The organism is Streptomyces sp. NPDC059456 (genome assembly GCF_042750055.1).
GTDB lineage: Bacteria > Actinomycetota > Actinomycetes > Streptomycetales > Streptomycetaceae > Streptomyces.
In genome coordinates this window covers 1-6,242 of record NZ_JBHYVA010000511.1, presented here as the reverse complement: position 1 = coordinate 6,242, position 6,242 = coordinate 1, and the positions used below count along the sequence as shown (strand labels likewise).

The following is a 6,242-nucleotide window of genomic DNA, read 5'->3' as shown; positions in this document are numbered from 1 at the left end:
GCCGGCTCGCGGTCTTTCTCCCGCCCCCCCCCCCCCCGTCCCGGCCGCCGCGCACTTCCGGTTCTTCGAACTCGAAGTGCTCCGCACCCGTCGGCTCGGGCACTCGTTCCTGCGGGTCACGTTCGGCGGGGAGTCCCTCGCGGGCTTCCGCTCGGGCGGCTGCGACCAGAGCCTCTCGCTCTTCCTGCCGCCCGAGCACGAGGAGCACACCGTGCTCCCGTCCACCGACGAGGACACCTGGTTCGGCGCCTGGCGCGCGGTGCCCGACGCCGACCGGCCGGTGATGCGCTCGTACACCGTGCGCGAGCAACGCCGCACGCCCGAGGGCGTGGACGAGGTCGACATCGACTTCGTCCTGCACGGGGATGCGTCGCCCGCATCCCGCTGGGCCGGGCGGGCCGTGACCGGCCGCCGGATCATGGCGATCGGCCCGGCGGTCGCGGAGAACAAGTCCGTGCGGTTCCAGCCGCCGGCCGCCACCGACGCGCTGCTGATGTACGCGGACGAGACGGCGCTCCCGGCCGCCGCCGCGATCCTGGACCGGCTCCCCGCCGGCACCCGGGTCACGGCCTGGTTCGAGGTCCCGCACCCCGACGACCGGCTCGCCCTGACGACCCCCGCCGACGCGGACATCACCTGGATCGTGCGGGAGGGCGGTACGGGCAAGGAGCGCGCCGAGCGCGTGCTGGAGGTGCTCCGGGCGGCCGGACCGCCGGTCGCCGAAGCTCCGTACGCCTGGCTCGCGGGCGAGGCCGGCACGGTGCGGGCGGTCCGCCGGCACTTCGTGCAGGAACGTTCCATCGACCGGCGCGCGGTGCGGTTCACCGGCTACTGGCGTCTGGGCGCGAGCGAGGAGGAGCTCCTCGCCGAGGCGTACGCGGGTCGGGCCGCCAGCGAGGACCCCGCGTCCGAGCTGTAGTCAACTCCCGTTCTCCACAACGGTCTCCAGTGATGGGCCCCGGCTTCCGGCCGGGGCCCATCGCCATTTGGCGGGAAGGTTAGGTTAGGCTAACCTAATAACACCTTCCCCGCCCCCCTCTCTCCCCACCTGCCCGGAGGACCGTTGATGCGCTCGCATCTGCTGAACGAGACGACCGCAGACCTCTACCGGCGTTCCGTCACTGAAGGCGTCGAGCGCGTCGCCGCCAAACTCGCGACCACGCGGCGCCCCCACACCGGGATATCCGTCGACGAACTCGCCCCGGTCATCAACGGGATCGACCTGGACCGGCCGCTCGAAGACCCGGCCGCCGTCCTCGACGAGCTGGAAGAGGTCTACCTGCGGGACGCGGTGTACTTCCACCACCCGCGCTACCTGGGCCACCTCAACTGCCCGGTCGTCATCCCCGCCGTCCTCGGCGAGGCCGTCCTCTCGGCCGTCAACTCCTCCCTGGACACCTGGGACCAGTCCATCGGCGGCACGCTCATCGAGCGCCGCCTGATCGACTGGACCGCCCGGCGCATCGGCCTCGGCCCGGACGCGGACGGCATCTTCACCTCCGGCGGCAGCCAGTCCAACTTCCACGCGCTGCTGCTGGCCCGCGACGAGGCCTGCCGCAAGGTCATGCAGGGCAGCGACCGTCCGCTCGCCAAGTCCGAGGTCCTGCCCCGGCTGCGCATCTTCACCTCCGAGGCCAGCCACTTCAGCGTCAAGAAGTCGGCCGCCATGCTCGGACTCGGCTACGAGGCCGTCATCGCCGTCCCGGTCGACCGCAACCGCCGCATGGACACCTCCGTGCTCGCCCTGGAGCTGGAGAGCTGCGTCCGCGAGGGCCTGTTCCCGATGGCCGTCGTCGCCACAGCCGGGACCACCGACTTCGGGTCCATCGACCCGCTCCCCGAGATCTCCCGCCTGGCCTGCGAGCACTCCGCGTGGATGCACGTGGACGCCGCCTACGGCTGCGGACTGCTGGTCTCCCCGACCCGCCGGCACCTCCTCGACGGCATCGAGCACGCCGACTCCGTCACCGTCGACTACCACAAGTCGTTCTTCCAGCCGGTCAGTTCCAGCGCCATGCTGGTGCGCGACCGCGACACCCTCAAGCACGCCACGTACCACGCGGACTACCTCAACCCCCGCCGCATGGCGGAGGAGCGGATCCCGAACCAGGTCGACAAGTCCATCCAGACCACCCGCCGCTTCGACGCGCTCAAGCTCTGGATGACCCTGCGCACCATGGGCGCCGACGGACTCGGCTCGCTCTTCGACGAGGTCATCGACCTGGCCGCCGCCGGCTGGGAGATCATCCACGCCGATCCGCGCTTCGAGGTCGTCGTCCGCCCGCAGATCTCCACCCTGGTCTTCCGCTACGTGCCGGGAGGCGACGTCCGCAAGGACCTCGTCGACGAGGCCAACCTGCACGCCCGCAAGGCGCTGTTCGCCTCCGGTGAGGCAGTCGTCGCCGGCACCAAGGTGGACGGGGACCAGTACCTGAAGTTCACCCTCCTCAACCCGCAGACCACGACGGCCGACATCACGGCCGTCCTCGACCTCCTCGCCGCACACGCCGAGCAGTTCCTGGGAGAATCCCTTGCCGTCCACCACTGAGCCCCACGACTTCATCGGTATCGGCCTCGGTCCCTTCAACCTGGGACTCGCCTGCCTGACCGCGCCCATCGACGAGCTCGACGGACTCTTCATCGAGTCGAAGCCGCACTTCGAGTGGCACGCCGGGATGTTCCTGGACGGCGCGCACCTGCAGACGCCGTTCATGTCCGACCTGGTCACCCTGGCCGACCCGACCTCGCCCTTCTCCTTCCTGAACTACCTGAAGGACAAGGACCGGCTGTACTCCTTCTACATCCGGGAGAACTTCTACCCGCTGCGGACCGAGTACAACGACTACTGCCGCTGGGCCGCCGACCGCCTCGACAACGTGCAGTACTCCACCTCCGTCACGGAGGTCACGTACGACGAGCGGGCCGAGGTGTACGAGGTCCACACCGACCGCGGCGAGACCCACCGCGCCCGCCGCCTGGTCCTGGGCACCGGCACCCCGCCGCATCTCCCGCAGGCCTGCGCCGGCCTGGGCGGCGACTTCACGCACAACTCCGCCTACATGCAGAACAAGGCGGAGCTCCAGCAGAAGAAGTCGATCACGCTCATCGGCTCCGGCCAGAGCGCGGCGGAGATCTACCACGACCTCCTCTCCGAGATCGACGTGCACGGCTACCAGCTCAACTGGGTGACCCGCTCCCCGCGGTTCTTCCCGCTGGAATACACGAAGCTGACGCTGGAGATGACGTCCCCGGAGTACGTGGACTACTTCCACGCGCTGCCCGAGGAGACCCGCTACCGGCTGGAGACCCAGCAGAAGAACCTCTTCAAGGGCATCGACGGCGAGCTCGTCAACGCCATCTTCGACCTGCTGTACCAGAAGAAGGTCAGCTCGCCGGGCCCGGTCCCCACCACCCTGCTGACCAACACCTCGCTGAACTCGGCGGCGTACGACACCACCACGGGCACGTACACGCTGGGGCTGCGCCAGGAGGAGCAGGAGCGCGACTTCTCGCTCGCCACCGAGGGCCTGGTCCTCGCGACGGGCTACAAGTTCACGCTGCCGGAGTTCCTGAACCCGGTGCGCGACCGCCTCGCCTTCGACGGCCACGGCCGCCCGGACGCGGCCCGCAACTACAGCATCGACGTGACCGGCCGCGGGGTGTTCCTCCAGAACGGCACGGTGCACAACCACTCCATCACCTCGCCCGACCTGGGCATGGCCGCGTACCGCAACGCGTACATCGTCGGAGAACTCCTCGGCCGCGAGTACTACAAGGTCGAGAAGTCCATCGCGTTCCAGCAGTTCGCGGCCCCGGAAGGCATGCACGCATGAGCACCACCACCGAAACCCTCTACACGCGCAGCGACGACGTCCTCGGCAGCTTCGCGATCCGCCCGCTGGACCCCTTCGCCGACGCGGAGCTGCTCCACGGCTGGGTCACGCACCCCAAGGCCGCCTTCTGGATGATGCAGGACGCCTCGCTGCCGGACGTCGAGCGCGAGTACATGAAGATCGCGGCGGCCGAGCACCACGACGCCTTCATCGGCCTCCACGAGGGCCGCCCGGCCTTCCTGATGGAGAAGTACGACCCGAGCAGGCTGGAGCTGGTCGGCCTGTACGAGGCGCAGCCCGGCGATGTCGGCATGCACTTCCTCGTCGCGCCGAGCGAGCGGCCGCTGCACGGGTTCACCCGCGCCGTGATCACCACCGTGATGGCCGCGCTGTTCGCCGACCCGAAGACCGAGCGGGTGGTGGTGGAGCCGGACGTGGAGAACACGGCGGTGCACGCCCTGAACGAGGCCGTCGGCTTCGTCGCCGACGGCCCGGTGCGCAAGCCCGAGAAGACCGCCCTGCTGAGCTTCTGCACCCGTGCGCAGTTCGAGGCGGCCACCGGCCTGACGGGAGAGTCGATATGAGCCTGACCGACGCGATCGCGCACCTCTCCCCCGAGCTGTGGGCCCGGGCGAACCGCGCGCTGGTCCGCAAGGCCCTGGCCGAGTTCTCGCACGAGCGCCTGCTGACCCCGCAGCCGCTGGGCGACGCGGCGTACTCGGTGTCGAGCGACGACGGCTCGGTCGAGTACCGGTTCACCGCCGCCCGCCACGCCCTGGACCACTGGGCGGTGGACGAGGCCTCGGTCACCCGGCTCAAGGACGGCGCCGAGCTCCCGCTGGACGCGCTCGACTTCCACATCGAGATGCGCGAGACCCTGGGTCTGAGCGCCGAGGTCCTGCCGGTCTACCTGGAGGAGATCTCCTCGACCCTGGCCGGCTCGGGCTTCAAGTACACGAAGCCGCAGGTCCCGGCGGCGGTCCTGGCGAAGTCCTCGTTCCAGGACGTCGAGACGGGCATGACCGAGGGCCACCCGTGCTTCGTGGCCAACAACGGCCGGCTGGGCTTCGGCGTGCACGAGTACCTCTCGTACGCCCCGGAGACGGCGAGCCCCGTCCACCTGGTGTGGGTGGCCGCCCGCAAGGAAGTCTCCACCTTCACGGCCGGCGCGGGCCTGGACCACGACGCGTTCATGCGCGCCGAGCTGGGCGAGGCCGCCATCGCGGGGTTCGAGGCCAAGCTGTCCGCCCTGGACCTGGACCCGGCCGACTACCACTTCCTGCCGGTCCACCCCTGGCAGTGGTGGAACAAGACCACGGTCACCTTCGCGGCCGAGATCGCGAACCGCCGTCTGGTGCTGCTCGGCGAGGGCGAGGACGCGTACCTCGCGCAGCAGTCGATCCGTACCTTCTTCAACACCAGCGCCCCGCAGAAGCACTACGTCAAAACGGCGATCTCGGTGCTCAACATGGGCTTCATGCGCGGGCTGTCCGCCGCGTACATGGAGGCCACCCCGGCGATCAACGACTGGCTGCACCAGCTGATCGAGGGCGACGAGGTGCTGCGGTCCGTGGACTTCTCGATCATCCGCGAGCGCGCGGCGATCGGCTACCACCACCGCCAGTACGAGCGTGCCACCGACCGCTACTCGCCGTACCGCAAGATGCTGGCCGCCCTGTGGCGCGAGTCCCCGGTGGAGTCGCTGAAGGAGGGCGAGCGGCTGGCGACCATGGCCTCGCTGCTGCACGTGGACGCGGAGGGCAGGTCCTTCGTCGGCGCGCTGATCGAGGAGTCGGGGCTGACCCCGGCCGAGTGGCTGCACCACTACCTGCGGGCGTACCTGGTCCCGCTGCTGCACTGCTTCTACCGGTACGACCTGGCGTACATGCCGCACGGCGAGAACACGATCCTCGTCATCGAGAACGGCGTGGTGAAGCGGGCGGTCTTCAAGGACATCGCCGAGGAGATCGTGGTCATGGACCCGGACGCGGTCCTGCCGCCGGCGGTCGAGCGGATCAAGGCCGACATCCCGGAAGACATGAAGCTCCTGTCGATCTTCACGGACGTGTTCGACTGCTTCTTCCGCTTCCTGGGCTCGATCCTGGCCACCGAGGGCATCTGCGAGGAGGAAGCCTTCTGGAAGGCGGTCGCGGACTGCGGCCACGCCTACCAGGACTCCATGCCGGCTCTGGCGGAACGTTTCACCCGCTACGACCTGTTCGCCGAGGAGTTCCAGCTGTCCTGCCTGAACCGGCTCCAGCTGCGCAACAACAAGCAGATGGTGGACCTCGCCGACCCGGCGGCCGCCCTCCAGCTGGTCGGCACCCTCAAGAACCCCGTCGCGCCCTACGCATCCCCACGGGGTGAAAAGTTGGGGGTGGGGGGGGGACACACGGAACCAGCGCGGCC

The 6,242-nt window shown here is 69.5% G+C and carries 5 protein-coding genes; all 5 read left to right on the top strand.

From position 1 onward, the window contains the following. The coding region (locus tag ACFXA3_RS31975; RefSeq protein WP_385192486.1) for a siderophore-interacting protein at positions 1–919 on the top strand (919 nt) is incomplete at its 5' end. 147 nt (positions 920–1,066) lie between these two features. Beyond that, positions 1,067–2,548, top strand: coding sequence for a pyridoxal phosphate-dependent decarboxylase family protein (locus tag ACFXA3_RS31970; RefSeq protein WP_385192484.1), 1,482 nt, complete (start codon positions 1,067–1,069; stop codon positions 2,546–2,548). After that, positions 2,532–3,833: a lysine N(6)-hydroxylase/L-ornithine N(5)-oxygenase family protein gene (locus ACFXA3_RS31965; RefSeq protein WP_385192481.1), complete on the top strand. Its 1,302-nt coding sequence runs from the start codon at positions 2,532–2,534 to the stop codon at positions 3,831–3,833. The genes ACFXA3_RS31970 and ACFXA3_RS31965 overlap by 17 nt, the downstream gene beginning before the upstream one ends. Then, positions 3,830–4,417 carry a GNAT family N-acetyltransferase gene (locus tag ACFXA3_RS31960; RefSeq protein ID WP_385192478.1) on the top strand — a complete coding sequence of 196 codons (588 nt, stop codon included), beginning with the start codon at positions 3,830–3,832 and terminating at the stop codon, positions 4,415–4,417. Before ACFXA3_RS31965 ends, ACFXA3_RS31960 begins: the two co-directional genes overlap by 4 nt. Beyond that, positions 4,414–6,242 (top strand): IucA/IucC family protein (locus ACFXA3_RS31955; protein WP_385192476.1); only part of this gene is annotated, 1,829 nt, incomplete at its 3' end. The genes ACFXA3_RS31960 and ACFXA3_RS31955, both read left to right, overlap by 4 nt.